The organism is Bacillus sp. CHD6a (assembly GCF_001293645.1).
GTDB lineage: Bacteria > Bacillota > Bacilli > Bacillales > Bacillaceae_I > Sutcliffiella_A.
Genome location: NZ_LBMD01000026.1, coordinates 1 through 24,681, shown reverse-complemented (window position 1 = coordinate 24,681; position 24,681 = coordinate 1). Strand labels below are relative to the sequence as shown.

Below are 24,681 nucleotides of genomic sequence, written 5' to 3'. Positions count from 1 at the left end.
TGTTTAGGAAAGGAGGAACTACAAATGCCTAAAGTAGCATTATACAACCAAACTGGCGCAAACGTTGGTGAAGTTGAATTAGCAGATGCTGTATTCGGTATTGAGCCAAATAACAGCGTATTGTTCGATGCGATCGTAATGCAAAGAGCATCTCAACGTCAAGGTACTGCAAAAGTAAAAGGACGTTCTGAAGTAGCAGGTGGTGGACGCAAACCATGGCGTCAAAAGGGTACTGGTCGTGCTCGTCAAGGATCTATCCGCTCTCCACAATGGCGTGGTGGTGGTATCGTATTCGGTCCTACACCAAGAAGCTACAGCTACAAACTTCCTAAAAAAGTTCGTCGCTTAGCTATCAAGTCTGCACTATCATCTAAGGTATTAGAAAACGAACTATTAGTATTAGAAGGATTAGCTTTTGATGCACCAAAAACAAAAGAAATGACTTCTGTATTAAAAGGTTTAGAAATCAATCGTAAAGCGTTGATCGTAACAGCTGACGCTGACGAAAACGTTGCTTTATCTGCTCGTAACATCCCTGGAGTAACAGTTGTTACAGTAACTGGTGTGAACGTATTAGACGTTGTAAACCACGATAAAGTAATCTTTACGAAAGACGCTGTTCAAAAATTAGAGGAGGTGCTTGCATAATGAGAGATCATCGTGATGTTCTTAAGCGCCCCGTGATTACTGAGCGTTCTACAGATTTAATGACTGAAAAGAAATATACTTTTGAAGTAGATGTTAGAGCTAATAAAACTGAAGTTAAAGATGCTGTTGAAGCGATCTTTGGCGTAGATGTTGAAAAAGTAAACATCATGAACTACAAAGGTAAATTCCGTCGTGTAGGTCGTCATAGCGGATTAACTAACCGTCGTAGAAAAGCTATCGTAACTTTAAAAGCTGATAGCAAAGAAATCGAATTCTTCGAGGTTTAATACAAAAATAAAAACATCATCGAAAAGGAGGGAACATGATGGCGATTAAAAAATACAAACCAACCTCTAATGGACGTCGTGGCATGACAGTTTCTGATTTTGCTGAGATCACTACAGACAAACCAGAAAAAAGCTTGCTTGCACCGTTACACAGAAAAGGTGGTCGTAATAACCAAGGTAAATTGACTGTACGTCACCAAGGTGGTGGACACAAACGTCAATACCGCGTCATCGACTTTAAACGTGATAAAGATGGTATACCAGGACGCGTTGCTACAATCGAGTACGATCCTAACCGTTCCGCTAATATCGCGTTAATCAACTATGCAGATGGGGAAAAGCGTTACATCCTAGCTCCTAAGAACTTAGAAGTAGGAATGACTGTAATGGCTGGTCCTGAAGCAGACATCAAAGTAGGGAATGCATTACCACTAATCAACATTCCAGTAGGTACTGTAATCCACAACATCGAGTTAAAACCAGGTAAAGGTGGACAATTAGTTCGCTCTGCAGGAACTTCTGCTCAAGTACTTGGTAAAGAAGGTAAATACGTACTTGTACGTTTAACTTCTGGTGAGACTCGTATGATCCTATCCACTTGCCGCGCTACTGTAGGTCAAGTTGGTAACGAACAACACGAACTTATCAACATTGGTAAAGCAGGACGTTCTCGTTGGATGGGTATTCGCCCAACTGTACGTGGTTCTGTAATGAACCCTAACGATCACCCACACGGTGGTGGTGAAGGACGTTCTCCAATCGGACGTAAGTCACCTATGACTCCTTGGGGCAAACCGACTCTTGGATTCAAAACTCGTAAGAAAAAGAACAAGTCTGACAAATTTATCGTTCGTCGTCGTAAAAAATAACGGGGTTGTACTACGGTTCAACGGAGCCGTAGAGCAATCACGAAGGGAGGTTTCCACATGGGTCGCAGCTTGAAAAAAGGGCCTTTTGTAGATGATCATTTAATGAACAAGATTGAAAAGTTAAATGAAACTGAGGGTAAACAAGTTGTTAAAACTTGGTCTCGTCGTTCTACTATTTTCCCACAATTTATCGGACATACAATCGCTGTATATGATGGCCGTAAACACGTACCTGTATATGTGACAGAAGACATGGTAGGTCACAAGCTTGGAGAATTCGCTCCATCTCGTGCTTACAAAGGTCACGGAAATGATGATAAGAAAACAAAACGCTAATTAGAGAGGAGGCTTTTACATGCAAGCTAAAGCTGTTGCAAGAACAGTTCGTATTGCTCCTCGTAAAGCTCGTCTAGTTATGGATTTAATTCGAGGCAAGCAAGTAGGCGAAGCGGTAGCTATTTTGGCATTAACTCCAAAAGCTGCTTCACCAGTAATCGAAAAGGTTCTAAAGTCCGCTATTGCAAATGCAGAGCACAATTTTGAAATGGACGCAAACTCATTAGTTGTAACTGAGGCATACGTTAACGAAGGTCCAACTTTAAAACGTTTCCGCCCTCGTGCAATGGGTCGTGCGAGCCAAATTAACAAACGTACTAGCCACATTACAATCGTGGTATCAGAAAAGAAGGAGGGATAACCAGTGGGTCAAAAGGTAAATCCGATCGGTCTTCGTGTAGGAGTCATTCGTGACTGGGAGTCCAAATGGTACGCAGGCAAAGATTATGCTAACCTGCTACATGAAGACATCAAAGTTCGCGAATACATCGCAAAACGTCTAAATGACGCATCTGTTTCTAAAGTAGAAATCGAACGTGCTGCAAACCGTCTGAACGTTACTGTTCACACTGCTAAGCCAGGTATGGTTATTGGTAAAGGTGGTACGGAAGTTGAAGCATTACGTAAAGCACTTAACCAATTAACTGGTAAACGTGTACACATCAACATTTTAGAGGTTAAGAGAGCAGATCTTGATGCTAAATTAGTAGCTGAAAACATCGCTCGTCAATTAGAAAACCGCGTATCTTTCCGTCGTGCTCAAAAGCAATCACTTCAACGTGCAATGCGCGCTGGTGCGAAAGGTATTAAAACGATGGTTTCTGGTCGCTTAGGCGGAGCAGATATCGCTCGTTCTGAACATTATAGTGAGGGTACAGTTCCACTTCATACTCTTCGCGCTGATATTGACTATGGTACAGCAGAAGCTGATACAACTTACGGTAAATTAGGTGTGAAAGTATGGATCTACCGTGGAGAGGTCCTTCCTACGAAGAAGAAAACTGAGGAAGGAGGAAAATAATTATGTTATTACCAAAACGCGTAAAATATCGCCGCGAACATCGTGGAAAAATGCGTGGTAAAGCGAAAGGCGGTACAGAAGTACATTTCGGAGAGTTCGGATTACAATCTCTTGAAGCTTCTTGGATCACAAACCGTCAAATCGAAGCTGCGCGTCGTGCGATGACTCGTTATATGAAACGTGGCGGTAAAGTTTGGATTAAAATTTTCCCTTCAAAACCATACACTGCAAAACCTCTAGAGGTCCGAATGGGTTCCGGTAAAGGTGCTCCAGAAGGATGGGTAGCAGTTGTTAAACCTGGAAAGGTTATGTTTGAAATTTCAGGTGTATCGGAAGAAGTAGCTCGTGAAGCTCTACGTTTAGCTATGCACAAGTTGCCAGTTAAATGTAAGTTCGTAAAACGTGAAGAAATTGGTGGTGAATCTAATGAAAGCTAATGAACTACGCGACTTAACCACTGCCGAGATTGAACAAAAAGTGAAATCTTTAAAAGAAGAGTTATTTAACCTACGCTTTCAATTAGCGACTGGTCAATTAGAAAACACTGCTCGTATTCGCGAAGTACGTAAGTCAATCGCTCGTATGAAAACAGTAGTTCGCGAGAGAGAGATCGCTTCTAACAAATAATCAAGAGGAGGTTCGCGAAAATGAGTGAACGTAACCAACGTAAAGTTTACACTGGTCGTGTTGTTTCCGATAAAATGGATAAAACAATCACTGTACTAGTTGAAACTTACAAAACTCACCCACTCTACGGCAAACGTGTTAAGTACTCTAAAAAGTACAAAGCGCATGATGAGAATAGCACAGCAAAAACTGGCGACATCGTAAAAATCATGGAGACTCGTCCATTATCTTCTACGAAGCGTTTCCGTTTGCTAGAGGTTGTAGAGAAAGCTGTAATTATCTAATATATAAGTTCGGATATTTAATTCCGAAGGGAGGTACCATGCATGATTCAACAAGAATCTCGTTTGAAAGTTGCTGATAACTCAGGTGCTCGCGAAGTGCTTGCTATTAAAGTACTAGGTGGATCTGGTCGTCGCTACGCTAACATTGGTGATGTAATTGTTTGTACAGTGAAACAAGCAACACCAGGAGGCGTTGTTAAAAAAGGTGACGTAGTGAAAGCTGTTGTAGTACGTACAAAGCGCGGAGTTCGTCGTAATGACGGTTCATACATCCGTTTCGATGAGAACGCATGCGTAATCATCAAGGATGATAAGAGCCCTCGTGGAACTCGTATCTTCGGCCCAGTTGCACGTGAACTACGTGATAACAACTACATGAAGATTGTATCTTTAGCTCCAGAAGTTCTGTAATAAATCGAAAAGATGTTTGTCAAGGAGGTGCGAAAGGATGCATGTCAAAAAAGGTGATAAAGTTGTAGTTATCTCTGGTAAGGATAAAGGGAAACAAGGAGTTATCCTTGAATCTTATCCTAAGAAAGACCGTGTTCTTGTAGAAGGAATCAACGTGATCAAAAAGCACGCTAAACCATCTCAAGAAAATCCTCAAGGTGGAATCATCAACCGTGAGGCACCTATTCATGTATCAAACGTTATGCCTTTAGATCCTAAGTCCGGTGAACCGACTCGTGTAGGATACAAGGTAGTAGACGGTAAAAAAGTACGTGTTGCAACAAAATCAGGTGAACAATTAGATAAATAGAACGTTTAAGAAAGGAGGTACTTTTGATGAACCGCCTAAAAGAAAAGTATCAAAGCGAAATTATTCCTGCTCTAATGGGCAAGTTTAACTATAAATCTGTGATGCAAGCTCCAAAGCTTGAGAAAATCGTTATCAACATGGGTGTTGGTGATGCAGTAGCAAACTCCAAGGCTTTAGACGCAGCTGTTGAAGAGTTATCTTCAATCACTGGTCAAAAACCTGTTGTAACAAGAGCTAAAAAATCTATCGCTGGTTTCCGTCTTCGTGAAGGAATGCCTATCGGTGCGAAAGTTACATTACGCGGTGAGCGTATGTACGAATTCCTAGATAAGTTAGTATCTGTTTCCCTACCACGTGTTCGTGACTTCCGTGGAATCTCTAAAAAGTCTTTCGACGGTCGTGGAAACTACACTCTTGGAGTGAAAGAACAACTTATCTTCCCTGAAATTGATTACGATAAAGTTAGCAAGGTTCGTGGTATGGATATCGTTATCGTTACTACTGCTAACACTGATGAAGAAGCTCGTGAGCTTTTAACATCATTCGGAATGCCATTCCAAAAATAATACCAGCGTGTGGTAGAGGGAGGCGAAAATGTGGCTAAAAAATCAATGATTGCGAAACAAAAGCGCACACCAAAATATAACGTGCAGGCTTACACTCGTTGTGAACGTTGTGGACGTCCCCACTCTGTAATCCGTAAGTTTAAGCTTTGCCGTATTTGTTTCCGTGAATTAGCTTATAAAGGCCAAATTCCTGGCGTTAAAAAAGCAAGTTGGTAAAACCCGATAATTGGGAAGGAGGTAAATTAAATGGTTATGACAGATCCTATTGCAGATATGCTTACTCGCATCCGCAATGCGAACATGGTACGTCACGAGAAGCTTGAACTTCCTGCTTCTAAAATCAAAAAAGAAGTTGCTGAAATCTTAAAGCGTGAAGGTTTCGTACGTGACGTAGAATTTATCGAAGACAACAAACAAGGTATCATTCGTATTTTCTTGAAATACGGTGCAAACAACGAGCGTGTTATTACTGGTCTTAAGCGTATCAGTAAGCCTGGTCTTCGTGTTTATGCAAAAGCAAATGAAGTACCTCGTGTATTAAACGGTTTAGGTATTGCGATCATCTCTACTTCTCAAGGTGTTATCACTGATAAAGAAGCTCGTCAAAAACAAGCTGGTGGAGAAGTATTAGCATACGTTTGGTAATAAATTTCTTTAAATGAACGGAGGTGTAACTATGTCACGTGTAGGTAAAAAACCTATTGAAATCCCAACTGGGGTTACAATTACAAACGACAACAACACAGTTACCGTAAAAGGTCCTAAAGGTGAATTAACTCGTACATTCAGCCAAGATATGGCTATTACAGTTGAAGAGAACGTATTAACAGTAGTACGTCCTTCTGAAAGCAAAGAACACCGTACAATCCACGGAACAACTCGTGCACTTTTAAACAACATGGTTCAAGGTGTTACAACTGGTTTCGAAAGAGGATTGGAACTTATCGGGGTAGGTTACCGTGCATCTAAGCAAGGTAACAAACTAGTTCTTAACGTTGGTTACTCTCATCCAGTTGAGATCACTCCTGAACAGGGGATCGAAGTGGAAGTACCGGCAAACACAAAGATCGTTATTAAAGGTATTGATAAAGAGCGCGTAGGTGCTTTAGCAGCTAACATTCGTGACGTTCGCCCACCAGAGCCTTACAAAGGTAAAGGTATTCGTTATGAAGGTGAACAAGTACGTCGTAAAGAAGGTAAAACTGCTAAGTAATACGGCATAAGCAGATAGAAAGGAGTGACTGCACGATGATTACAAAACCTGATAAGAATTCTACTCGTAAGAAAAGACACACTCGTGTTCGTGCTAAGTTATCAGGAACTGCAACTCGTCCACGTTTAAATGTGTTCCGTTCCAACCAACACATTTACGCTCAAGTGATCGACGATACTAACGCTGTAACAATCGCAAGTGCTTCTACACTTGACAAAGATGTAACAGCAAACGGTAGCAACGTTGAGTCCGCTAAAGCAGTTGGAGAACTTGTTGCAAAGCGCGCAATTGAAAAAGGAATCAAATCAGTAGTATTCGACCGCGGTGGATACTTATATCACGGCCGTGTGAAAGCATTAGCAGATGCTGCACGTGAGGCTGGTCTAGAATTTTAATCGACAAAGGAGGGACACTGATGCGTCGTATTGATCCAAACAAATTAGAACTTGAAGAACGCGTTGTTACGGTTAACCGCGTTGCGAAAGTAGTAAAAGGTGGACGTCGTTTCCGCTTTGCTGCTCTTGTAGTAGTAGGAGATAAAAACGGTAATGTTGGTTTTGGTACTGGTAAAGCTCAAGAGGTACCTGAAGCAATCCGTAAAGCAATTGAAGATGCGAAAAAGAACTTGGTTGCTGTACCTATCGTTGGTACAACAATTCCTCACCAAGTACTTGGTGAGTTCGGTTCTGGTGAAATCCTATTGAAACCTGCTTCTGAAGGTACTGGGGTTATCGCTGGAGGACCAGTTCGTGCGGTACTTGAGTTAGCGGGTGTTCAAGACATCCTTTCTAAATCTTTAGGATCTAACACACCAATCAACATGATCCGTGCAACACTTAACGGATTAAAGCAATTGAAACGTGCAGAGGACGTTGCTAAATTGCGTGGTAAAACGGTAGAAGAACTGTTAGGATAAGGAGGGAAACAAAATGGCGAACAAATTAGCAATCACCCTCACTCGCAGTGTAATCGGTCGTCCACAAGATCAACGTGCGACTGTTCAAACTCTTGGTTTGAAAAAGATGCACCAAACAGTTGTCCATGAGGATAACGCAGCTATCCGTGGAATGATTAACAAGGTATCTCACCTTGTTACTGTGAAAGAGCAATAAATAGAAACGGTTTTTTAAATAAGGAGGTGCCACAATGAAACTTCATGAGTTAAAACCTAACGAAGGATCTCGTAAAGAGCGCAACCGTGTAGGTCGCGGAACTGGTTCTGGTAACGGAAAAACTTCTGGTAAAGGTCATAAAGGTCAAAATGCACGCTCTGGCGGTGGCGTTCGTCCTGGATTCGAAGGTGGTCAAACACCTCTATTCCAACGCTTACCTAAGCGCGGATTCACGAACATCAATCGCAAAGAGTACGCAATCATCAACCTTGACGCTTTAAACCGCTTTGACGAAGGAACTGAAGTTACTCCTGAATTACTTGTTGAAACAGGTTTAGTTAGCAAATTAAACGCTGGTCTAAAAGTATTGGGTAATGGTTCAATCGAGAAAAAGCTTACAGTTCGTGCTCATAAATTCTCCTCAGCAGCTAAGGAAGCTATCGAAGCAGCTGGCGGTTCAGTTGAGGTGATTTAATGTTCCAGACATTCTCCAATTTTATGCGCGTGGGTGATATAAGAAAGAAAATTGTCTTCACCCTATTAATGTTAGTCATTTTCCGTATCGGTACGTTTATCCCAGTACCAGGGGTGAACTCTGACATTTTGAAATTCCAGGATGAACTTAGTGTATTTGGTATCCTGAATACTTTTGGTGGTGGAGCTCTTCAGAACTTCTCTATTCTTGCCATGGGTGTAATGCCATACATCACAGCGTCCATCATCGTGCAATTATTGCAAATGGATGTTGTTCCGAAATTTACGGAGTGGTCAAAACAAGGAGAAGCTGGACGTCGCAAATTAGCTCAATTCACTAGGTATTTCACCATTGTACTTGGTTTTATCCAGGCAATTGGTATGTCGATCGGTTTCAATACAATGGCCAATGGTCAATTGATTATGAATCCGACTTTCACTACTTATCTGCTTATAGCATTAGTGTTAACAGCAGGAACTGCATTCTTGATGTGGCTTGGTGAGCAAATCACGGCACATGGCGTAGGAAACGGAATATCCATTCTTATCTTCGCTGGTATCGTATCTGCAATTCCGACCGGCGCAAATCAGATTTACGCATCTTTAATCCAGGATGCTGGTGATCAGTTGTTCTTAAATCTTGTTATTGTTGCACTCATCATCCTTGCAATCTTGGCTGTAATCGTAGGTGTAATCTTCATTCAGCAAGCGTTACGTAAAATTCCGATTCAGTATGCGAAGAAGACTGCAGGTCGCGCTCCTACTGGTGGAGGACACACTACACACTTACCTTTAAAGGTGAATGCAGCAGGGGTAATTCCGGTTATCTTTGCAGTATCCTTTATCATTACACCACCGACAATCGCTTCATTCTTTAACGAGAATGCTGTGACAAGATGGATTATTAGTACATTTGACTATACGAATCCAATCGGTATGGTCGTATATGTAGCTCTTATAATTGCCTTCACTTACTTTTACACATTTGTTCAGTCTAATCCTGAACAAATGGCAGAAAACTTAAAGAAACAAGGCGGATATATTCCAGGAATTCGTCCTGGTTTAAATACACAGGAATATTTGACAAAGATTATTTACCGACTTACATTTGTTGGTGCATTATTCTTAGCAGCTATTTCTATCCTACCTATAATCTTTATGAGCTTTGCCGGTCTTCCTGCAGCAGTGCAGATTGGCGGTACTAGTCTACTAATCGTCGTAGGTGTAGCACTTGAGACGATGAAGCAACTAGAAAGCCAGTTAGTGAAGCGTCATTATAAAGGGTTTATCAAGTAATGAAGTAATTGGGATAACATTATCCCAATATACTTCACAAGATACTGAGGGGGCAAAAAGATGAATTTAGTTCTAATGGGACTTCCGGGTGCCGGTAAAGGTACTCAAGCAGAACGAATTGTCGAAAAGTACAATATCCCTCATATCTCTACTGGAGATATGTTTCGTGCTGCTATGAAGGAAGAAACTGAACTAGGCATGAAAGCCAAGTCTTTCATGGATCAAGGTCAGCTTGTTCCGGATGAAGTGACGATCGGTATCGTTCGTGAAAGATTAGAAAAAGAAGATTGCAAAGACGGCTTTCTATTAGACGGTTTCCCAAGAACGGTTCCCCAAGCAGATGCTCTTGAGCAGATGTTAGAAGAACTAGGTCGTAAAATTGACTTTGTCATCAACGTCAATGTGGACCAAAGCATTCTTATGGAACGTTTAACAGGGCGTCGTATCTGTAAAGATTGCGGAGCTACTTACCACTTGGTTTTCAACCCACCTGCAAAGGATGGCGTTTGTGACAAATGTGGAGGAGAGCTTTATCAACGTGCTGATGACAACGAAGAGACAGTTGGTAACCGTCTTGAAGTTAACGTGAAACAATCTAAGCCATTGCTAGACTTTTATGAGTCCAAAGGCTATCTTCGCAACATTAATGGCCAACAAGCGATCGATAAAGTATTCGCTGATATAGAAGAACTTCTTGGAGGTCGTGCGTAATGATTATCTGTAAAACTCCTCGTGAACTTGAGATCATGAGAGAAGCAGGTAGAATTGTCGCTCTGACACACCAAGAATTAAAAAAGCACATTGTACCTGGTGTAACAACGAAGCAATTGGATGATATTGCTGAGAAATTCATCCGCAAACATAATGCAATTCCTTCGTTTAAGGGGTATAATGGTTTTCGCGGAAGCATCTGCGCTTCTGTTAATGAAGAACTTGTTCATGGTATTCCCGGCGATCGTGTCTTGAAAGACGGAGATATCATTAGCATAGATATTGGTGCTAAGTATAATGGATACCACGGTGACTCCGCTTGGACGTATGCTGTTGGTAACATATCCGATGAAACAAAGCGATTACTTGAAGTCACGGAACAATCATTGTATGAAGGCATCAAGGAAGTAAAACCGGGCGCTCGTCTCTCTGATGTATCGCATGCGATTCAAACGTATGCAGAAGCACACGATTTTTCAATTGTGAGAGAGTATGTAGGGCATGGAATTGGTCAAGACTTACATGAAGACCCACAAATTCCTCATTATGGACCTCCTAATAAAGGTCCACGGTTAAAACCTGGTATGGTTCTTGCAATTGAACCAATGGTCAATGCAGGCACCCGCTACGTAAAAACGCTAGCAGATGACTGGACTGTTGTTACTGTTGACGGTAAAATGTGTGCTCATTTTGAACATACGGTCGCTATTACAGAAACAGGCTACGAGATCTTAACAAAAGCCTAAGAGGTGATATTGCTTGATCGAATCTGATTCGACTTTGCAAGTAGGCCAAATTGTTTCGATTACTCAAGGCAGAGATGCCGGACAGTATGCCGTAATTATTAAAATTCTTGATGAGCGTTTTGTCGTCCTAGCGGATGGAGACAAGCGGAAGTTTGACCGCCCAAAGAAAAAGAACATTCATCATCTTGAATTTTTTGATTACGTGTCTCCAGAAGTTCAGAACAGTATGAAGGAAACAGGCCGTGTGACAAATGGGAAGCTGCGTTTTGCACTAACCAAGTATGTCAATGAGCTTGTTACTGATTTGAAGAAGGGAGAACTTAATTAATGGCGAAAGACGATGTAATTGAAGTAGAAGGTACGGTCGTTGAGACTTTACCAAATGCTATGTTTAAAGTAGAATTGGAAAATGGTCATACTGTGTTGGCTCATGTATCTGGGAAAATACGTATGCACTTTATTCGAATCCTACCAGGAGATAAAGTAACGGTGGAGCTTTCTCCATACGATTTAACACGCGGTAGAATTACGTATCGTTTTAAATAAACCTATTTTAGCACTCCGTACTATCAGGGAGGTAATATAAGATGAAAGTGAGACCATCTGTTAAGCCAATCTGCGAAAAATGTAAAGTTATTCGTAGAAAAGGTAAAGTCATGGTTATTTGTGAAAACCCGAAACACAAACAAAAACAAGGATAACTTGAGGGAGGTGCGCATATATGGCACGTATTGCTGGTGTTGATGTTCCTCGCGACAAGCGCGTTGTAATTTCATTAACATACATTTTCGGTATTGGTCGCTCTACAGCTGAGAAAGTATTAGCTGAAGCTGGTGTTTCTGAAGAAACTCGCGTACGCGACTTAACGGAAGAAGAATTAGGAAAGATTCGTGACATCGTAGACAAAATTAAAGTTGAGGGAGACCTTCGTCGTGAAGTATCTCTAAACATTAAACGTCTAATCGAGATCGGTTGCTACCGTGGTCTTCGTCACCGTCGTGGTTTACCGGTTCGCGGTCAAAACACTAAAAACAATGCTCGTACACGTAAAGGACCTCGTCGTACTGTAGCAAACAAAAAGAAATAATTTTAAGTAAGTAAGGAGGTAAGTTAAATATGGCACGCAAAACTAATACACGTAAACGCCGTGTGAAAAAGAATATTGAAACTGGTATCGCGCATATCCGTTCTACATTCAATAACACAATCGTAACGATTACTGACTCTCACGGAAATGCAATTGGGTGGTCTAGTGCAGGTGCTCTTGGCTTCAGAGGTTCTCGTAAATCTACTCCATTCGCAGCACAAATGGCAGCTGAAACAGCAGCTAAAGCTTGCATGGAGCACGGTTTAAAAACTCTTGAAGTTACAGTTAAAGGCCCTGGAGCTGGTCGTGAAGCAGCAATTCGTGCTCTACAAGCAGCTGGTCTTGAAGTAACTGCGATCAGAGACGTAACCCCAGTACCTCATAACGGTTGCCGTCCACCAAAACGTCGCCGTGTTTAATTTGTCTGTATAGATTTTGTATACATGTCAATAATGGCTGATGATACAGTTTAAAAATATACAGAGATAATTAAATGTTGTTGTTGTGCACAATCGGGACATACCTATGGGGAATTTCGGTAAGACATTATATGTCTTTCCGGGGTTTCGACGTTTTGAAGGAGGGTTATGAATGTTAGAAATCGAAAAACCAAAAATCGAAACGGTTGAAATCAGCGATGACGCCAACTATGGTAAATTCGTCGTCGAGCCACTTGAGCGTGGATATGGAACAACTTTGGGTAACTCCTTACGTCGTATTCTTTTATCCTCACTTCCTGGTGCCGCTGTAACATCTATCCAAATAGATGGTGTACTGCATGAGTTCTCAACAATTGAAGGCGTCGTTGAAGATGTTACAACAGTTATTTTGAACGTTAAGAAGCTAGCATTAAAAATCTATTCAGATGATGAGAAGACGTTAGAGATTGATGTGCAAGGTGAAGGTGTTGTAACAGCTGCTGACATTACACATGACAGCGATGTTGAAATCCTTAACCCTGACCTTCATATCGCAACGTTAGCGAAGGACGCTCACCTGCGTATCCGTTTCACTGCAAAACGCGGTCGTGGATATGTACCAGCAGACGGAAACAAACGTGAAGACCAACCGATCGGTGTTATTCCGATTGATTCCATTTTCACACCAGTTTCTCGCGTTTCTTATTATGTTGAAAATACACGTGTAGGCCAAGTCTCCAACTATGACAAGCTTACATTAGATGTATGGACAGATGGTAGTAACGGTCCACAAGAAGCAGTAGCACTTGGGGCGAAGATTTTAACTGAACACTTAAATATATTTGTAGGTCTAACAGATGAAGCGCAAAACGCTGAAATCATGGTAGAAAAAGAAGAAGATCAGAAAGAAAAAGTTCTTGAGATGACTATCGAAGAATTAGATCTATCTGTTCGTTCTTACAACTGCCTGAAGCGTGCTGGCATCAATACTGTTCAGGAACTTGCAAATAAGACAGAAGAAGATATGATGAAAGTTCGTAACTTAGGCCGTAAATCTTTAGAAGAAGTCAAGCACAAATTAGAAGAGCTTGGTCTTGGCCTGCGTAAAGATGACTAGTTTTTACTTGGAAAACTAGGCATCTTTATGTGTTTGAACGTTTCATGACTTTCTACAGAAGGAGGGAACATCAACATGGGATACAGAAAATTAGGTCGTACTAGCGCACAGCGTAAAGCAATGTTACGTGACTTGACTACTGACTTGATCATCAGCGAGCGCATTGAAACTACTGAAGCACGTGCGAAAGAATTACGTTCTTTAGTAGAAAAAATGATTACTCTTGGTAAGCGTGGTGACTTACACGCTCGTCGTCAAGCAGCTTCTTACGTTCGTCACGAAGTAGCGAACGCAGAAACTGGTCAAGACGCAGTTCAAAAGTTATTCGCTGATATCGCTCCACGTTATGAAGAGCGTCAAGGTGGATACACTCGTATCATGAAACTTGGACCTCGTCGTGGAGACGGAGCTCCAATGGTTATCATTGAACTTGTATAATATATATTAGATGATAGTGGTTTAAAGAGGAGGAAACGATTCTTTGAACTTACTATAGTCAGTCATAAATAAGGGCGGACAGTTGTAATGACTGATCTAAGCCCTTTATTTTTTTGTCTTGATTTATGGATTTGGTTTAACGCCCTTGTTGCTTTGCGTTCCAGGTGTTCGCTTTCCGCGGGAAGGTGCTTGAGCCTCCTCACTTCGTTGCGGGGTCTCAACCAACCTTTTCTCCCCCGCAGGAGTCTCACACCTTGCACTCCAAGCAACAGGGGGTTACTGGTTTCACTATATTCAAGTTTAAGTATTTTTCCTAAAGTTTCGAGATGAAGTGGAATCTTTCAACCAATATTCTATAAAATTTATAGCTGTTGATTGGAGCAAAAGGCGTAGACTCCTGAGGGAGGTAGCGCTAGGTGGAGACCCCGCAGGCTTGCCGAGGAGGCTCCAGCAGCGCCCCTAGGAAAGCGAAGCCATTTGCGGAAATCAACAGCGGTGTTAGTAGAGTTCTTTTGAGTTGAAAGGCTATAATAGAGAGAGTCAGTTAAGCGGAGAAGAGAGGAGTTGTATTTTCGATGGCCATCTTAGAAGTGAAGGATTTGTCCTTCCGCTACGCGAACCAAGAAGAGAGTACATTAAAGAATATTAACCTGACAGTAGAACAAGGAGAATGGACCGCCATCGTTGGACATAATGGCTCAGGAAAATCTACATTGGCTAGAATCCTAAATGGCTTGCAGCTTCCGACAGAAGGTTCTGTTACAGTGCAGGGAACAAAGTTAGAAGAGGATACGATTTGGGATATTAGAAGGCAGGTAGGAATGGTCTTTCAGAACCCCGATAATCAATTTGTAGGCTCGACGGTAGAGGACGATGTTGCGTTTGGTTTAGAAAATATTGGCGTCACCCGTGAAGAAATGATTTCCCGCGTGGCAGAGGGGATTGAAAAAGTAGGGATGGAATCTTTTTTAACCCAAGAGCCACATCAGCTCTCTGGAGGCCAAAAGCAGCGGGTGGCCATTGCAGGCTTGATTGCACTGCGACCTTCCATCATCATTTTGGATGAAGCTACAAGCATGCTCGACCCTATCGGACGGAAAGAAGTAATTGACACCATTGAAGAGCTTAGACAACAGGTGGGAGTAACGGTGATATCCATTACTCATGATCTGGAAGAGGCAGCAAGAGCTGACAGAATCATTGTATTAAACGCAGGAGAAGTGTATGGCGAAGGAACCCCCGAGGAAGTTTTCCGAATGGGAGATAAGCTTGTGGAGATAGGCCTTGACTTGCCTTTTCCTATCATCTTGGCGAATAAACTGCAACAGTTGGGTGTGGAGTTTGATACAGATCCGACCAATAGGGAAAGGCTGATGAATGAGTTATGCAAATTACAATCAAAGATTTAGAGCATCGGTATCAGCTGAATACTCCCTTTGAAAGGGTTGCGCTTTATGATGTAGATATGATAATTCCTGAGAATTCCTATACCGCCGTTATTGGACATACAGGTTCCGGGAAGTCTACATTGCTGCAACATCTTAATGGACTGTTAAGACCTACAAGTGGAAGCATTCAGGTTGGAGATATAACTTTGCATGCGAATAAAAAGGAAAAGAATATTAAAGCCCTGCGTAAAAAGGTAGGCATTGTTTTTCAATTCCCGGAGCACCAGTTGTTTGATGAAACCGTGGAGAAGGATGTTTGTTTTGGTCCGCTTAATTTCGGTGTTCCTGAAGAGGAAGCAAAAAGACGGGCCAGAGAGGCACTTAAGCTTGTCGGTCTGCCAGATAGATATCTAGAGTCTTCTCCTTTTGATTTAAGTGGGGGGCAGATGCGCCGTGTTGCCATTGCCGGGGTGCTTGCGATGCAACCGGAAGTTCTCGTACTGGACGAGCCGACAGCTGGTCTCGATCCACGAGGACGTAAAGAGATTATGGACCTGTTTTATAAACTGCATAAAGAACAGAACCTTACCACCATCCTAGTCACACACAGCATGGAGGATGCGGCAAAGTATGCAGACTCGATTGTGGTTATGAATAAAGGGACGGTTGGGCTAAAAGGTACACCAAGGGAAATATTCAGCCAGGCAGAGGAGATTAAGAAACTTGGCTTGGACGTTCCCGAGACGGTTATGTTCATGAAAGAGTTTGAATCTCGTTCTAATATAGAATTCAGTGAAGTGTGTTTGACAGTAGAAGAAGTGGCAGAAGCAATTGCCTCCCGATTACAAAAGGGGGGTGAGGGTGATGAATAATTTAATAATTGGACGTTATGTGCCGGGTACCTCTCTTATTCACCGGATGGACCCGAGAGCAAAACTGCTGCTTGTCTTTATTTTCGTCATGGTTGTGTTTCTAGCCAATAATGTCTGGGGCTATGCCATGCTTGCTGCCTTTACCTTGACCATCGTATTGCTTACTAGAATACCGGTTTCCTTTATATTAAAAGGACTGAAGCCGATTCTCTGGATCATTATCTTTACCATGCTTTTTCATGTTTTTTTAACAAAAGAGGGCAACCTGCTTTTTGAAGTAGGATTTATTGAAGTGTACGAAGAAGGCATCATACAAGCTATCTTTATATCCTTGCGTTTTTTATTCTTGATTACGATCACCACCATTCTTACCTTGACCACTACACCAATTGAGGTGACGGACGGCATGGAGACGTTATTTGGTCCGTTTAAAAAAGTAGGAGTTCCTGTTCATGAACTAGCCCTGATGATGTCAATATCCTTGCGATTCATCCCAACCTTGATGCAGGAAACGGACAAGATCATGAAGGCGCAGAGTGCGAGAGGTGCAGACTTCACTGTAGGACCTCTGAAAGAGCGTGTAAAGGCGTTGGTTCCTTTGCTTGTCCCATTGTTCATTAGTGCGTTTAAACGCGCAGAGGAGCTTGCTACGGCGATGGAAGCAAGAGGGTATAGAGGCGGCGAAGGAAGAACGAAATTTCGTCTGCTAGAATGGCAGTGGAAAGACACCTTGTTGTTGGTGACCTTGGCTGTTCTTACGTTTATCTTAGTTCTTATCCGAACATAATGGAGTTAGATATGATGAATAGATTGAAATGTACCCTTACCTATGACGGTGCACAGTTTGAAGGCTATCAGATTCAAAAGGAGAAGCGTACGGTTCAGCTGGAGGTCCAGAAGGCCTTGTCCCGCATCCATAAGGGGAAAGAGATAAAGGTTTCCGCATCTGGCCGTACCGACGCAGGTGTTCATGCGGTAGGTCAAGTACTACACTATGACTCGCCTTTAACAATTCCTGAGCCAGCTTGGCAGAAGGCGCTGAATGCCCATTTACCTAAGGATATTTGGGTAAAAAGGGTGGAGTCTGTCTCAGGGGCCTTCCATGCTCGTTTTGACGTGGTAAAAAAGGAGTACCGGTACAAGGTGAGCCTTGCAAAAGACTTTAATGTATTTGATAGAGACCAGGTGTTCCACTATCCTTTTCCTTTGGACTTGAAAGCTGTAAAGGAAGCATGTGGACATTTTATCGGAGAACACGACTTTACCAGCTTCTGTTCTGCAAAAACGGAAGTGGAGGATAAAGTAAGGTTTATTTACTCACTTGATGTAGAGTTAAATGGGGAAGAGCTTGAGTTCCGCATTGTCGGCAACGGTTTTTTATATAACATGGTCCGTATCATCGTAGGTACCTTACTGGAAATAGGACAAGGTAAAAAATTACCAGAAGATATTTTTTCGATCCTGGAAGCAAAGAATCGGGGAGCGGCAGGAAAAACGGCACCAGCACACGGTTTATACCTTTGGGACGTGGTTTATGATGACAACTAATCCTGGTGTAACATTTTCTTGACAATATCGTAAAAAAGATATAAGATATCACATGGTATGTATTTTAACCCCACGATCAAGCCCCGGAAGAGTTTCATCGTGTTGAATAAAATATATGAAGAAATGAAAAATAAAAGGTTTATTTTTTTTAGGAGGGAAATTTAATGCGTACAACGTTTATGGCGAAAGCTAGCGAAGTAAATCGTAAATGGTACGTGGTTGACGCTGAAGGTCAAACTTTAGGTCGTCTTGCAAGTGAAGTTGCATCCATTTTACGTGGTAAACATAAACCAACTTTTACTCCAAACGTAGACACTGGAGATCATGTAATCATCATCAATGCAGAAAAAATCCACTTAACTGGTAACAAGTTGAACGGTAAGATCTACTACCGTCACACAATGCACCCAGGTGGACTTAAACAAAGAACGGCTTTAGAAATGCGTACTAACTATCCTACAAAGATGTTAGAACTAGCAATCAAAGGCATGCTTCCAAAAGGAAGTCTTGGACGTCAGCAAGCTAAAAAATTGAATGTGTATGCTGGAAGCGAGCATCCACACCAAGCACAACAACCTGAAGTTTACGAACTTCGCGGTTAATTAATAAGGAGGGTATAACTTTGGCACAAGTACAATACTACGGCACAGGTCGTCGTAAAAGCTCCGTTGCACGTGTACGTCTAGTTCCTGGTAACGGACAAATCGTGATCAACGATCGTGATATCGAAAACTACATCCCATTCGAAGCTCTACGTAACGTTGTTAAACAACCATTGGCAGTTACTGAAACAGAAGGTAACTACGATGTATTAGTAAACGTTGACGGTGGAGGATACACTGGTCAAGCTGGTGCGATCCGTCACGGAATCGCTCGTGCATTATTACAAGCTGATCCTGAGTTCCGTGCTTCTTTAAAGCGTGCAGGTCTTCTGACTCGTGACGCGCGTATGAAAGAGCGTAAAAAATACGGACTTAAGGGCGCTCGTCGTGCACCTCAGTTCTCAAAACGTTAATCTTCGGATTCCATTTTGGAAACCCCCGACCCTTTGTGGTTGGGGGTTTTTTGATGTTTTTGCGGAACTTTATGATTCAGGTGGTGTTGTAAAAACCTGTTGCGCAGTGGTGATACTGTCGGAGAGGTCATTAGGAGGGGGATAAAGACTTGTGCGTCGAGAAGATTCTGTCGGAGAGGTCATTAGGAGTGGTGTAAAGACTTGTGCGCGCGAGAAGATACTGTCGGAGAGGTCTTTAGGTGGGGGATAAAGACTTGTGCGCGGTAGTCATTCTACCGTAGAGGTCATTAGAGGTGCAATCAAGACCTAAGCTGGTGAAATTTCAAGTGAAAAGGTCTTTATAAAAGATGAAAACCTTCTTTTAAAAGATAATGCATTAAACCGACAGCTCCCAATATTCCTTAGAAAACCCAATTTGAGCAATATCTCGGAAAATCATTAGAGAAAGGAAAGGCCAATCTTAATTAAAGCTTATCCACTCCAATTCCATACTTGGAAAAACGTACTCATTCTTTTCACGCATGAAAGCCCTCGCCCATTAGGAAACTAATTGGGAAAGGGTGTGAAAGAGATGACTGTAGTAACAACCTTCAAGGAAAAACGCCGGGAAAAGCAGATGAAATATGAGCGCAAAATGCTGCGTGAAATATCACTCGAGGTTTTGCGGACAAAGGTGAAGGATTTTTTCTCGCCATACTTAAAAAATAAAAAGCAGGTTACTGCCATTGAAGAGGGCTGTCTTGATGTAGCGATAGAAGCTTATCTTCTTGGTGCTTCATATAGCAAATTTGGGTATTATGGTGAAAACGCAGAGCAGGTGAAAACACGCTGCCATGTGGAGGAGAAATATTTAATTGATACCTTGTACGACTATTTCTTGTATTGGGGTTCAATCGGTGATAATGATATGGTTCATGAATCCTTTTATATGACTTGTGATGCCTTTGTTGATTATTGGTGGCGTGAAGGCTTCCATAAAGGTGAAAAAAGGTACCGCATGAGATTGCACTAATTATCATAAACTTCCCCCTTGTCCCATATAGTGTATAGAGTGGACATGCGGGAGGGGTACATATGCAAAGGTGGAAATTCTGGGCTTTCCTTACGGTAATCTTAACGGTGACCGCCGTTTTTCAATATCAACTATTTTCAAAAGATACCTGGGAGCAGTGGAGTCTCCCGTTGAGCGGGAAAATTATCATCCTTGATCCTGGACACGGCGGGCCTGATGGAGGGGCGGTCGGGGGCGATGTCTTAGAAAAAGACGTGGCCCTTGAAGTGTCGCGTTATGTGAAGGATTACCTTCAGGAGCAAGGGGCATTGGTACTCATGACTAGGGAAGAGGATGTTGATCTTGCAGATCCTTCGACTAAAGGCTATAGCCGCAGAAAAGTAGAGGATTTGCGGAAGCGGATTGAGATGATCAACGAATCAGATGCAGATCTTTTTCTCAGCATTCACTTAAATGCCATCCCGTCACCAAGATGGAGAGGGGCCCAAACCTTCTATCATGGAACGAAGCATAAGGAAAATGAACGTTTAGCAAAGTTCATTCAAGAAGAGTTCAGGGTCAATCTTGAAAATACCGACCGTTATGCTAAATCGATGAACACGCTTTTTATCTTAAAAAACGCTGAAATACCTGGTGCTCTAGTAGAAGTTGGATTCTTGTCCAATCCCTCCGAGCGGGCATTATTGAATACAGAAGAATACCAAAAATCCTTAGCTGCATCCATTTATAATGGAGTGATGCGTCATTATACAAATGAACAAGAGCTACCCGACCCCCCTCAGTAATAAAAAGGGGGATTTTTTATAGGCACATAACAATAAATTCAAGCTGCCAATATGTTATACTAAAATTGTAAACGAATTCAATTCTGAAAATAGACTATTATCACATAAGGGTGGGGTCACTATGTTAACAGAAGCTAAAGTAGTACAGATACTAAAAGATCTACATGATCCGTTTTTACATAAAACTTTTGAAGAAACAAACGCGATACAAGAAATTTCTATCAAGGAAGAAAAAAACCATGTAAGTGTAAAGGTGGCGCTTGCCAAAACCGGAACAGCAGAGCAGATGCAATTGCAAGGCACCATCGTTAATCTGTTAAAAGAAGCAGGAGCGGCAACAGTTGGCCTGCGTTTTATGGAACTTCCACAAGAGGTTGTCGCCCGTTTTGGGGTAGAAGCTCCTAAAGAAGAAGAAACACTTCTATCCAGTAACAAAACTACCTTCCTAGCCATAGCTTCCGGAAAAGGCGGCGTTGGAAAGTCCACTGTATCTGTCAACCTGGCAGTTTCATTAGCGCGTCTTGGAAAAAAAGTCGGCTTAATTGATGCAGATATTTATGGATTTAGTGTGCCTGATATGATGGGAATTACGAAACGTCCGGTAGTGCGCGGCGAAAAAATCATTCCAGTGGAACGTTTTGGTGTGCAAGTAATCTCGATGGGATTCTTTGTAGAGGACAACTCCCCAGTTATCTGGAGAGGCCCGATGCTTGGCAAAATGTTGAACAGCTTCTTTAACGAAGTAGAGTGGGGAGACTTAGACTACCTGTTGCTAGACTTGCCTCCTGGAACAGGGGATGTGGCACTTGATGTGCACTCCATGCTTCCGTCCTGTAAAGAATTAATCGTCACAACTCCTCATCCGACAGCAGCATTTGTTGCAGCGAGAGCAGGGGCAATGGCGATTAAAACGGATCATGAAGTAATTGGTGTCATTGAAAACATGGCTTACTTTGAAAGCAAGAAGACAGGTGAAAAAGAATATGTATTTGGAAAAGGTGGAGGAGACAAGCTGGCAGAAGAGTTGCAGGCTCCACTGCTCGGACAACTTCCACTACAACAGCCGGACTGGAATGACGATGATTTTGCTCCATCCATTTACCAAGAAGACCACGATTTAGGAAAAATTTATTTAAGCATCGCTTCAAGAGTGGTGGAATTAACGTAAATAATAAAGCAGACCCCGTTATGTGGGTCTGCTTGTTTTTTATTCACCTTCTGAACCACCGCCGGATTCCTGTCCACCTTCTGAGCCGCCACCTTCTCCACCTTGTCCACCGCCCCCTTGTCCTTCTCCACCTTGCATTTCAGTAGCGGCTTTTAACAATAGGTCTTGTAGTTTGGCCTTAAACAATGGACTCTCGAAAGTCTCGGTGATTACTTTTTGCAGATGCTTTTTGTATTCCTGTCCACTCATTACCGTGATCATTTGCTTTTCCATCTCAGGGTCCTGCAAAATTTGAACCATCATAGCCTGATACTCAGGATCTTTCATTAAATCTTTAATAAGTTTCTCATGTTCTTTTTGCATACTCTTTGCAAAAGTTTCTGCAAATTTAGGGTCCTCAAAGGCCTTTTTCCAGAATTCCACGCCTTTTTCACTGTCTAATGTCTGTTCAATCGATTTTGTGACGACTTCCTGATCCAAAACAAAGTTAGCCTTCATCTTATCGTCAGCCATGATTTCTTCAATCGCTTTTTTTCCATCGTCTGTTTTTAATATATCTACAACCATTTTTTTGGTTTCGTCGTAATCCATTTGACCGCCTTTTTCACTCTCAGCGCAACCAGTAAGAAGGAGGGAAAGAAGGAGAGGCGGCAAAAGGTAGCTTTTCATCAAAAAAACTCCTTCCAACATGTATTTCATACGATTAATATGTGACAAAGTTAATCAAATATACAAATTTGCATGCAGAGGATAATGGATTTTTACTGGTTACATTGGTAAAATGGGAACTAGTGTCTTTAATCTGTGTTAAATGGAGGAAAAGAAAGTGAACAGTCGTAATTGGGTTCGATTATTTCTTTCCACGCTACTAGTCGGAGCAGTAACTACCGTTATTGTTGCGTTCATAGTCCGTTGGGATCAACATACAGCACAATTTGCAAATGGAGAATACCTTCAATTTCTATCTATCATTGCTTGGTATATTGGAGTAGGGTTAATATTTAGTATCATTAGTCAGATGGGCTTCTTTGCCTACTTGACGATCCACCGGTTCGGCTTGGGTATTTTCAAATCCCTATGGAGTGCCGTACAAGTGGTGCTCATTATTTTCGTATTATTTGATCTTGTGTATTTCCGTTACATATCTTTTGCAAATGAAGGAGCTTCTTTACTTCCTTATTTCGCCTTTCCGATAGTTCTCTTAGTATACGGCTTGTTAGTTGCCTATGTGAAAAAGACGCAGACCAATAAACACGCATTTATTCCTGCGTTGTTCTTTATGGTTGTGGTAACAACAATTGAATGGTTTCCTGCCCTTAGAGAAAATGAACCAGGATGGCTGCTATTTATGCTCTTTCCTTTATTAGCATGTAACTCCTATCAGCTTCTGTTGTTACACAGGTTGAATAAAGCATCTGCAACAAAATAAAAAATGGCGTTTCTCTGTTACAGAGAGACGCCATTTTTAGGTTTATTGTACTTCCTTGCTTTTCGCTTTCGTGTTATTGATCAATTCGGTTACGCTGCTGATTTCGTAGCCTTTATCTTTAATGAACTGAATAATCTCCGGTAAGGCGTCCTCTGTTTGTTTGGCAGAATCAGATGCATGAAGAAGGATGATATCCCCATTGCTCAAATTCTTAGTGACATTATCCACAATTATTTCTTTCCCAGGGTTAATCAGGTCATGTGAATCCACACTCCAATGCACCACGGTAAAACCAAGGGAATTCGCAATCTCTAGTACCCGCTTATCAAATGCACCTTTAGGTGGGCGTAGTAAGTTAACTTTCTTGACCTCTAGTTTCTCGAATACATCTAAGGATTTTAGAATATCCCTCTTAACTTTTAAGTCTTCAAGGTCCCGATAATTTTCATACGCATACCCCATGCTGCCAATCTCATGTCCATCCTCCACGATCCTTTTTACAATATCGGGGTGCCTCTCTGCCCAAGAAGCGGATAAGAAGAATGTCACACCGGTTACGCCGTTTTGTTTCAATAAATCCAAGATGGGAAGTGCCTTTTCATCGCCCCAGCTAATATCAAAGGACAACGCAACTTCCTTATTACTGCCTTCCCCCTTATAGATAGCCCGCGGTCCATCCTTAGTCGAAAACACCGGCTGGTTCGAAAAGTTCTCTATATATAAAATCCCTGCAGTGAAGAATGCCGCCAAAATGATGATGGATAATTGCTTAAGCTTTCTTCCGTTAATTACATAGAAATTAGTCATGCTTAGCCCCCTTGTCCACAGTATCTATTCTCATAAATATTCAGTAGGACAAATCTTATGCAAAAAATATTTAGGAAAATGTTTCATAAAAACCAGTTTGGTGGAAAAAATACACTATAAAGTAATTTTTAGAGGTGAAGAAATGTTAGGGATGCTGTTAAACAATAAAGAAGTAAAAGAAATGGAATACTTATTAAAAAGAGAACTAGAAGAACTTTTACATGATTTTGAAGATCATCGCATCGATAGAGTGGTAAAGCATGCCATGGAAGAACGCTATCAGATTCTCTACAAAATGTTCACCCGTATCGCGCCGCCTACAGAGTGTATGAAATATATTCGAACAAAAGCAGTTTTCAGGGAAAGAGAATCCTATTAAAGCCAAACGAGAACAGCCGCAAATTGCGGCTTTTTTACTTTTAAGAAAGAACATGAATTCATAGGGTAGAATCTTTATTGAAAACAAAATAAAAAAACTTTATAAAAGTAGTTGACGGAAAAAGAAAATCCGTGGTATATTATTATTCGTCGCTGCGAGATACATAAAAGCTTGCAAGACAAAAAAATAAAAAACATGTTGACATCAACTTGGTCGATATGATACATTAGAAAAGTCGCTTCTGAGCGACGAACTGATGAAAATGAT

Annotated in this window: 42 protein-coding genes; 40 read left to right on the top strand and 2 right to left on the bottom strand. The window is 41.7% G+C overall.

Annotated elements, in window-relative coordinates; translation table 11 throughout:
* Positions 1 to 24: 24 nt before the first annotated feature.
* The 38 genes from rplD to AAV98_RS16135 all read left to right on the top strand — a co-directional run bounded on the left by rplD (position 25) and on the right by AAV98_RS16135 (position 21,799).
* Complete coding sequence (gene rplD / locus AAV98_RS16320) at positions 25 to 648, top strand: 50S ribosomal protein L4 (protein WP_060666606.1); 624 nt, start codon at positions 25 to 27, stop codon at positions 646 to 648.
* The gene (gene rplW / locus AAV98_RS16315) at positions 648 to 935 is read left to right on the top strand and encodes a 50S ribosomal protein L23 (protein ID WP_010191491.1); all 288 of its coding nucleotides are present in this window, start codon (positions 648 to 650) and stop codon (positions 933 to 935) included. The genes rplD and rplW overlap by 1 nt, the downstream gene beginning before the upstream one ends.
* A gap of 38 nt (positions 936 to 973) precedes the next feature.
* The gene (gene rplB / locus AAV98_RS16310) at positions 974 to 1,804 is read left to right on the top strand and encodes a 50S ribosomal protein L2 (RefSeq protein WP_060666605.1); all 831 of its coding nucleotides are present in this window, start codon (positions 974 to 976) and stop codon (positions 1,802 to 1,804) included.
* Between the two features lie 57 nt (positions 1,805 to 1,861).
* Positions 1,862 to 2,140 carry a 30S ribosomal protein S19 gene (rpsS, locus tag AAV98_RS16305; protein WP_060666604.1) on the top strand — a complete coding sequence of 93 codons (279 nt, stop codon included), beginning with the start codon at positions 1,862 to 1,864 and terminating at the stop codon, positions 2,138 to 2,140.
* A 19-nt stretch (positions 2,141 to 2,159) separates the two neighbouring features.
* Positions 2,160 to 2,501, top strand: coding sequence for a 50S ribosomal protein L22 (gene rplV, locus AAV98_RS16300; RefSeq protein WP_010191496.1), 342 nt, complete (start codon positions 2,160 to 2,162; stop codon positions 2,499 to 2,501).
* A 3-nt stretch (positions 2,502 to 2,504) separates the two neighbouring features.
* Entirely contained in the window at positions 2,505 to 3,161 is a 657-nt protein-coding gene (gene rpsC, locus AAV98_RS16295) for a 30S ribosomal protein S3 (RefSeq protein WP_060666603.1), read from the top strand.
* 2 nt (positions 3,162 to 3,163) lie between these two features.
* Positions 3,164 to 3,598: a 50S ribosomal protein L16 gene (gene rplP / locus AAV98_RS16290; protein ID WP_010191498.1), complete on the top strand. Its 435-nt coding sequence runs from the start codon at positions 3,164 to 3,166 to the stop codon at positions 3,596 to 3,598.
* Positions 3,588 to 3,788: a 50S ribosomal protein L29 gene (gene rpmC / locus AAV98_RS16285; RefSeq protein WP_010191499.1), complete on the top strand. Its 201-nt coding sequence runs from the start codon at positions 3,588 to 3,590 to the stop codon at positions 3,786 to 3,788. The genes rplP and rpmC overlap by 11 nt, the downstream gene beginning before the upstream one ends.
* A 20-nt stretch (positions 3,789 to 3,808) precedes the next feature.
* Positions 3,809 to 4,072, top strand: coding sequence for a 30S ribosomal protein S17 (gene rpsQ / locus AAV98_RS16280; protein ID WP_060666602.1), 264 nt, complete (start codon positions 3,809 to 3,811; stop codon positions 4,070 to 4,072).
* A gap of 42 nt (positions 4,073 to 4,114) precedes the next feature.
* Positions 4,115 to 4,483, top strand: a complete 369-nt coding sequence (rplN, locus tag AAV98_RS16275; protein ID WP_010191501.1) for a 50S ribosomal protein L14 — start codon at positions 4,115 to 4,117, stop codon at positions 4,481 to 4,483.
* A gap of 37 nt (positions 4,484 to 4,520) precedes the next feature.
* Entirely contained in the window at positions 4,521 to 4,832 is a 312-nt protein-coding gene (gene rplX, locus AAV98_RS16270) for a 50S ribosomal protein L24 (protein ID WP_010191502.1), read from the top strand.
* 26 nt (positions 4,833 to 4,858) lie between these two features.
* Positions 4,859 to 5,398: a 50S ribosomal protein L5 gene (rplE, locus tag AAV98_RS16265; RefSeq protein ID WP_060666601.1), complete on the top strand. Its 540-nt coding sequence runs from the start codon at positions 4,859 to 4,861 to the stop codon at positions 5,396 to 5,398.
* Positions 5,399 to 5,428: 30 nt separating this feature from the next.
* On the top strand, positions 5,429 to 5,614 hold the full coding sequence (locus AAV98_RS16260) for a type Z 30S ribosomal protein S14 (protein ID WP_060666600.1): 186 nt from the start codon (positions 5,429 to 5,431) through the stop codon (positions 5,612 to 5,614).
* A 30-nt stretch (positions 5,615 to 5,644) separates the two neighbouring features.
* Positions 5,645 to 6,043: a 30S ribosomal protein S8 gene (rpsH, locus tag AAV98_RS16255; RefSeq protein WP_010191507.1), complete on the top strand. Its 399-nt coding sequence runs from the start codon at positions 5,645 to 5,647 to the stop codon at positions 6,041 to 6,043.
* A gap of 31 nt (positions 6,044 to 6,074) precedes the next feature.
* Entirely contained in the window at positions 6,075 to 6,611 is a 537-nt protein-coding gene (gene rplF, locus AAV98_RS16250; RefSeq protein ID WP_060666599.1) for a 50S ribosomal protein L6, read from the top strand.
* 35 nt (positions 6,612 to 6,646) lie between these two features.
* Positions 6,647 to 7,006, top strand: coding sequence for a 50S ribosomal protein L18 (rplR, locus tag AAV98_RS16245; RefSeq protein ID WP_060666598.1), 360 nt, complete (start codon positions 6,647 to 6,649; stop codon positions 7,004 to 7,006).
* A 20-nt stretch (positions 7,007 to 7,026) separates the two neighbouring features.
* The gene (rpsE, locus tag AAV98_RS16240; protein WP_060666597.1) at positions 7,027 to 7,527 is read left to right on the top strand and encodes a 30S ribosomal protein S5; all 501 of its coding nucleotides are present in this window, start codon (positions 7,027 to 7,029) and stop codon (positions 7,525 to 7,527) included.
* Positions 7,528 to 7,540: 13 nt separating this feature from the next.
* Positions 7,541 to 7,723 (top strand): 50S ribosomal protein L30, encoded by a 183-nt coding sequence (gene rpmD / locus AAV98_RS16235; RefSeq protein ID WP_060666596.1) that lies wholly within the window; start codon positions 7,541 to 7,543, stop codon positions 7,721 to 7,723.
* Positions 7,724 to 7,757: 34 nt separating this feature from the next.
* On the top strand, positions 7,758 to 8,198 hold the full coding sequence (gene rplO / locus AAV98_RS16230; RefSeq protein ID WP_060666595.1) for a 50S ribosomal protein L15: 441 nt from the start codon (positions 7,758 to 7,760) through the stop codon (positions 8,196 to 8,198).
* Positions 8,198 to 9,493, top strand: coding sequence for a preprotein translocase subunit SecY (secY, locus tag AAV98_RS16225; protein WP_060666594.1), 1,296 nt, complete (start codon positions 8,198 to 8,200; stop codon positions 9,491 to 9,493). Before rplO ends, secY begins: the two co-directional genes overlap by 1 nt.
* A 60-nt stretch (positions 9,494 to 9,553) precedes the next feature.
* Positions 9,554 to 10,204: an adenylate kinase gene (locus AAV98_RS16220; protein ID WP_060666593.1), complete on the top strand. Its 651-nt coding sequence runs from the start codon at positions 9,554 to 9,556 to the stop codon at positions 10,202 to 10,204.
* Positions 10,204 to 10,950, top strand: a complete 747-nt coding sequence (gene map / locus AAV98_RS16215; protein ID WP_060666592.1) for a type I methionyl aminopeptidase — start codon at positions 10,204 to 10,206, stop codon at positions 10,948 to 10,950. Before AAV98_RS16220 ends, map begins: the two co-directional genes overlap by 1 nt.
* Before the next feature lie 13 nt (positions 10,951 to 10,963).
* Entirely contained in the window at positions 10,964 to 11,278 is a 315-nt protein-coding gene (locus AAV98_RS16210; protein WP_060666591.1) for a KOW domain-containing RNA-binding protein, read from the top strand.
* Entirely contained in the window at positions 11,278 to 11,496 is a 219-nt protein-coding gene (gene infA, locus AAV98_RS16205; protein ID WP_003348578.1) for a translation initiation factor IF-1, read from the top strand. Before AAV98_RS16210 ends, infA begins: the two co-directional genes overlap by 1 nt.
* A gap of 41 nt (positions 11,497 to 11,537) precedes the next feature.
* Positions 11,538 to 11,651 (top strand): 50S ribosomal protein L36, encoded by a 114-nt coding sequence (rpmJ, locus tag AAV98_RS16200; protein WP_003156543.1) that lies wholly within the window; start codon positions 11,538 to 11,540, stop codon positions 11,649 to 11,651.
* Positions 11,652 to 11,671: 20 nt separating this feature from the next.
* Positions 11,672 to 12,037, top strand: a complete 366-nt coding sequence (gene rpsM / locus AAV98_RS16195) for a 30S ribosomal protein S13 (RefSeq protein ID WP_060666590.1) — start codon at positions 11,672 to 11,674, stop codon at positions 12,035 to 12,037.
* A 29-nt stretch (positions 12,038 to 12,066) separates the two neighbouring features.
* Complete coding sequence (rpsK, locus tag AAV98_RS16190; protein ID WP_060666589.1) at positions 12,067 to 12,456, top strand: 30S ribosomal protein S11; 390 nt, start codon at positions 12,067 to 12,069, stop codon at positions 12,454 to 12,456.
* Between the two features lie 172 nt (positions 12,457 to 12,628).
* Positions 12,629 to 13,573: a DNA-directed RNA polymerase subunit alpha gene (locus AAV98_RS16185; protein ID WP_060666588.1), complete on the top strand. Its 945-nt coding sequence runs from the start codon at positions 12,629 to 12,631 to the stop codon at positions 13,571 to 13,573.
* Between the two features lie 75 nt (positions 13,574 to 13,648).
* Positions 13,649 to 14,011 carry a 50S ribosomal protein L17 gene (gene rplQ, locus AAV98_RS16180; protein ID WP_010191541.1) on the top strand — a complete coding sequence of 121 codons (363 nt, stop codon included), beginning with the start codon at positions 13,649 to 13,651 and terminating at the stop codon, positions 14,009 to 14,011.
* A 575-nt stretch (positions 14,012 to 14,586) separates the two neighbouring features.
* Positions 14,587 to 15,420 carry an energy-coupling factor ABC transporter ATP-binding protein gene (locus tag AAV98_RS16175; RefSeq protein WP_060666587.1) on the top strand — a complete coding sequence of 278 codons (834 nt, stop codon included), beginning with the start codon at positions 14,587 to 14,589 and terminating at the stop codon, positions 15,418 to 15,420.
* Complete coding sequence (locus AAV98_RS16170; RefSeq protein ID WP_060666586.1) at positions 15,396 to 16,271, top strand: energy-coupling factor ABC transporter ATP-binding protein; 876 nt, start codon at positions 15,396 to 15,398, stop codon at positions 16,269 to 16,271. The genes AAV98_RS16175 and AAV98_RS16170 overlap by 25 nt, the downstream gene beginning before the upstream one ends.
* On the top strand, positions 16,261 to 17,058 hold the full coding sequence (locus AAV98_RS16165) for an energy-coupling factor transporter transmembrane component T family protein (RefSeq protein ID WP_060666585.1): 798 nt from the start codon (positions 16,261 to 16,263) through the stop codon (positions 17,056 to 17,058). Before AAV98_RS16170 ends, AAV98_RS16165 begins: the two co-directional genes overlap by 11 nt.
* A gap of 14 nt (positions 17,059 to 17,072) precedes the next feature.
* A complete protein-coding gene (gene truA / locus AAV98_RS16160) occupies positions 17,073 to 17,819 on the top strand; it encodes a tRNA pseudouridine(38-40) synthase TruA (protein WP_156317825.1) in 747 nt (248 codons plus the stop codon).
* A 164-nt stretch (positions 17,820 to 17,983) separates the two neighbouring features.
* Positions 17,984 to 18,421, top strand: a complete 438-nt coding sequence (gene rplM, locus AAV98_RS16155; RefSeq protein ID WP_060666583.1) for a 50S ribosomal protein L13 — start codon at positions 17,984 to 17,986, stop codon at positions 18,419 to 18,421.
* Between the two features lie 20 nt (positions 18,422 to 18,441).
* The gene (gene rpsI / locus AAV98_RS16150; RefSeq protein ID WP_060666582.1) at positions 18,442 to 18,834 is read left to right on the top strand and encodes a 30S ribosomal protein S9; all 393 of its coding nucleotides are present in this window, start codon (positions 18,442 to 18,444) and stop codon (positions 18,832 to 18,834) included.
* 571 nt (positions 18,835 to 19,405) lie between these two features.
* Positions 19,406 to 19,846, top strand: a complete 441-nt coding sequence (locus AAV98_RS16145; protein WP_010191559.1) for a YbaK family protein — start codon at positions 19,406 to 19,408, stop codon at positions 19,844 to 19,846.
* Between the two features lie 62 nt (positions 19,847 to 19,908).
* Positions 19,909 to 20,631 carry an N-acetylmuramoyl-L-alanine amidase CwlD gene (gene cwlD / locus AAV98_RS16140; RefSeq protein WP_060666581.1) on the top strand — a complete coding sequence of 241 codons (723 nt, stop codon included), beginning with the start codon at positions 19,909 to 19,911 and terminating at the stop codon, positions 20,629 to 20,631.
* Between the two features lie 121 nt (positions 20,632 to 20,752).
* The gene (locus AAV98_RS16135) at positions 20,753 to 21,799 is read left to right on the top strand and encodes an Mrp/NBP35 family ATP-binding protein (protein WP_060666580.1); all 1,047 of its coding nucleotides are present in this window, start codon (positions 20,753 to 20,755) and stop codon (positions 21,797 to 21,799) included.
* A gap of 39 nt (positions 21,800 to 21,838) precedes the next feature.
* Here AAV98_RS16135 and gerD read toward each other — a convergent pair whose 3' ends face one another.
* The gene (gene gerD / locus AAV98_RS16130; protein ID WP_060666579.1) at positions 21,839 to 22,468 is read right to left on the bottom strand and encodes a spore germination lipoprotein GerD; all 630 of its coding nucleotides are present in this window, start codon (positions 22,466 to 22,468) and stop codon (positions 21,839 to 21,841) included.
* A gap of 157 nt (positions 22,469 to 22,625) precedes the next feature.
* On the opposite strand from gerD, the gene AAV98_RS16125 reads away from it, so the two are divergent.
* A complete protein-coding gene (locus AAV98_RS16125) occupies positions 22,626 to 23,228 on the top strand; it encodes a KinB-signaling pathway activation protein (RefSeq protein ID WP_060666578.1) in 603 nt (200 codons plus the stop codon).
* A gap of 42 nt (positions 23,229 to 23,270) precedes the next feature.
* Here the strand turns inward: AAV98_RS16125 and pdaB are convergent, their stop codons facing one another.
* Positions 23,271 to 24,035 carry a polysaccharide deacetylase family sporulation protein PdaB gene (pdaB, locus tag AAV98_RS16120; protein WP_060666577.1) on the bottom strand — a complete coding sequence of 255 codons (765 nt, stop codon included), beginning with the start codon at positions 24,033 to 24,035 and terminating at the stop codon, positions 23,271 to 23,273.
* Positions 24,036 to 24,177: 142 nt separating this feature from the next.
* Here pdaB and AAV98_RS16115 point away from each other — a divergent pair, with 142 nt between their 5' ends.
* On the top strand, positions 24,178 to 24,414 hold the full coding sequence (locus AAV98_RS16115; RefSeq protein ID WP_060666576.1) for a hypothetical protein: 237 nt from the start codon (positions 24,178 to 24,180) through the stop codon (positions 24,412 to 24,414).
* The last annotated feature ends 267 nt before the right edge of the window (positions 24,415 to 24,681 follow it).

Bases quoted from the DNA above. Each gene is read 5' to 3' on its own strand.
- rplD (WP_060666606.1), top strand. From the start codon at position 25: ATGCCTAAAGTAGCATTATACAACCAAACTGGCGCAAACGTTGGTGAA.
- rplW (WP_010191491.1), top strand. From the start codon at position 648: ATGAGAGATCATCGTGATGTTCTTAAGCGCCCCGTGATTACTGAGCGT.
- rplB (WP_060666605.1), top strand. From the start codon at position 974: ATGGCGATTAAAAAATACAAACCAACCTCTAATGGACGTCGTGGCATG.
- rpsS (WP_060666604.1), top strand. From the start codon at position 1,862: ATGGGTCGCAGCTTGAAAAAAGGGCCTTTTGTAGATGATCATTTAATG.
- rplV (WP_010191496.1), top strand. From the start codon at position 2,160: ATGCAAGCTAAAGCTGTTGCAAGAACAGTTCGTATTGCTCCTCGTAAA.
- rplP (WP_010191498.1), top strand. From the start codon at position 3,164: ATGTTATTACCAAAACGCGTAAAATATCGCCGCGAACATCGTGGAAAA.
- rpmC (WP_010191499.1), top strand. From the start codon at position 3,588: ATGAAAGCTAATGAACTACGCGACTTAACCACTGCCGAGATTGAACAA.
- rpsQ (WP_060666602.1), top strand. From the start codon at position 3,809: ATGAGTGAACGTAACCAACGTAAAGTTTACACTGGTCGTGTTGTTTCC.
- rplN (WP_010191501.1), top strand. From the start codon at position 4,115: ATGATTCAACAAGAATCTCGTTTGAAAGTTGCTGATAACTCAGGTGCT.
- rplX (WP_010191502.1), top strand. From the start codon at position 4,521: ATGCATGTCAAAAAAGGTGATAAAGTTGTAGTTATCTCTGGTAAGGAT.
- rplE (WP_060666601.1), top strand. From the start codon at position 4,859: ATGAACCGCCTAAAAGAAAAGTATCAAAGCGAAATTATTCCTGCTCTA.
- rpsH (WP_010191507.1), top strand. From the start codon at position 5,645: ATGGTTATGACAGATCCTATTGCAGATATGCTTACTCGCATCCGCAAT.
- rplF (WP_060666599.1), top strand. From the start codon at position 6,075: ATGTCACGTGTAGGTAAAAAACCTATTGAAATCCCAACTGGGGTTACA.
- rplR (WP_060666598.1), top strand. From the start codon at position 6,647: ATGATTACAAAACCTGATAAGAATTCTACTCGTAAGAAAAGACACACT.
- rpsE (WP_060666597.1), top strand. From the start codon at position 7,027: ATGCGTCGTATTGATCCAAACAAATTAGAACTTGAAGAACGCGTTGTT.
- rpmD (WP_060666596.1), top strand. From the start codon at position 7,541: ATGGCGAACAAATTAGCAATCACCCTCACTCGCAGTGTAATCGGTCGT.
- rplO (WP_060666595.1), top strand. From the start codon at position 7,758: ATGAAACTTCATGAGTTAAAACCTAACGAAGGATCTCGTAAAGAGCGC.
- secY (WP_060666594.1), top strand. From the start codon at position 8,198: ATGTTCCAGACATTCTCCAATTTTATGCGCGTGGGTGATATAAGAAAG.
- AAV98_RS16220 (WP_060666593.1), top strand. From the start codon at position 9,554: ATGAATTTAGTTCTAATGGGACTTCCGGGTGCCGGTAAAGGTACTCAA.
- map (WP_060666592.1), top strand. From the start codon at position 10,204: ATGATTATCTGTAAAACTCCTCGTGAACTTGAGATCATGAGAGAAGCA.
- infA (WP_003348578.1), top strand. From the start codon at position 11,278: ATGGCGAAAGACGATGTAATTGAAGTAGAAGGTACGGTCGTTGAGACT.
- rpmJ (WP_003156543.1), top strand. From the start codon at position 11,538: ATGAAAGTGAGACCATCTGTTAAGCCAATCTGCGAAAAATGTAAAGTT.
- rpsM (WP_060666590.1), top strand. From the start codon at position 11,672: ATGGCACGTATTGCTGGTGTTGATGTTCCTCGCGACAAGCGCGTTGTA.
- rpsK (WP_060666589.1), top strand. From the start codon at position 12,067: ATGGCACGCAAAACTAATACACGTAAACGCCGTGTGAAAAAGAATATT.
- AAV98_RS16185 (WP_060666588.1), top strand. From the start codon at position 12,629: ATGTTAGAAATCGAAAAACCAAAAATCGAAACGGTTGAAATCAGCGAT.
- rplQ (WP_010191541.1), top strand. From the start codon at position 13,649: ATGGGATACAGAAAATTAGGTCGTACTAGCGCACAGCGTAAAGCAATG.
- AAV98_RS16175 (WP_060666587.1), top strand. From the start codon at position 14,587: ATGGCCATCTTAGAAGTGAAGGATTTGTCCTTCCGCTACGCGAACCAA.
- AAV98_RS16170 (WP_060666586.1), top strand. From the start codon at position 15,396: ATGCAAATTACAATCAAAGATTTAGAGCATCGGTATCAGCTGAATACT.
- truA (WP_156317825.1), top strand. From the start codon at position 17,073: ATGAATAGATTGAAATGTACCCTTACCTATGACGGTGCACAGTTTGAA.
- rplM (WP_060666583.1), top strand. From the start codon at position 17,984: ATGCGTACAACGTTTATGGCGAAAGCTAGCGAAGTAAATCGTAAATGG.
- AAV98_RS16145 (WP_010191559.1), top strand. From the start codon at position 19,406: ATGACTGTAGTAACAACCTTCAAGGAAAAACGCCGGGAAAAGCAGATG.
- cwlD (WP_060666581.1), top strand. From the start codon at position 19,909: ATGCAAAGGTGGAAATTCTGGGCTTTCCTTACGGTAATCTTAACGGTG.
- AAV98_RS16135 (WP_060666580.1), top strand. From the start codon at position 20,753: ATGTTAACAGAAGCTAAAGTAGTACAGATACTAAAAGATCTACATGAT.
- gerD (WP_060666579.1), bottom strand. From the start codon at position 22,468: ATGAAAAGCTACCTTTTGCCGCCTCTCCTTCTTTCCCTCCTTCTTACT.
- pdaB (WP_060666577.1), bottom strand. From the start codon at position 24,035: ATGACTAATTTCTATGTAATTAACGGAAGAAAGCTTAAGCAATTATCC.
- AAV98_RS16115 (WP_060666576.1), top strand. From the start codon at position 24,178: ATGTTAGGGATGCTGTTAAACAATAAAGAAGTAAAAGAAATGGAATAC.